Below are 679 nucleotides of genomic sequence, written 5' to 3'. Positions count from 1 at the left end.
CTCATGTTTGGGTTGGATGAAACGGCCGGGCTTCACTATTATCCAATTTATCCTTAAGGAGGAGAGAGAAATGAATGTGGCGGAAAAAGGACCAGTTCAGAAGATCGAAGGAGGCAGTATCGTATCACCTAAAGGATTCAAAGCGGGAGGTATCCATATCGGCCTTCGTTATGAGAAGAAGGATTTTGGGGTCATGTACAGTGAAAAACCTGCACAAAGTGCAGCAGTTTACACGAAAAGCCACTTCCAGGCTCCTCCGCTTAAAGTGACGCAGGAAAGCATTGCTGCATCCGGAATCCTGCAGGCAGTGGTTGTTAACAGTGCGATTGCCAACGCCTGTACGGGTGAACAAGGTCTGAAAGACGCTTACAAGACAAGGGAGCTGATTGCACTGCGATTTGGACTGCCGGAAGAATATGTAGCCGTTGCGTCCACAGGAGTGATCGGGGAATGTCTGCCAATGGAGACAATGGAGAAAGGATGCAGGGAGATAGCCGTACACAAGGACTACAACAGTGCCAAATCCTTTCAGCAGGCAATCTTGACCACGGATACAGTCGAAAAGACAAGCTGTGTGGAAATGCAAATCGATGGTAAAACCGTTACGATCGGGGGAGCGGCCAAAGGTTCCGGCATGATTCATCCGAATATGGGTACGATGCTCGGTTTTATCACAACG

At 48.7% G+C, this 679-nt stretch carries 1 protein-coding gene; it reads left to right on the top strand.

The genetic code is table 11. From position 1 onward, the window contains the following. Positions 1 to 70: 70 nt before the first annotated feature. Positions 71 to 679, top strand: a 609-nt coding sequence (locus HP456_RS24645) for a bifunctional ornithine acetyltransferase/N-acetylglutamate synthase (protein ID WP_172255901.1), incomplete at its 3' end; no start/stop codon positions are given.

It is taken from the genome of Bacillus haikouensis (assembly GCF_013179555.1).
GTDB lineage: Bacteria > Bacillota > Bacilli > Bacillales > Bacillaceae_B > Rossellomorea > Rossellomorea haikouensis_A.
Note: the sequence above shows the minus strand (reverse complement) of the source record. Positions and strands in the feature narration are given on the sequence as shown.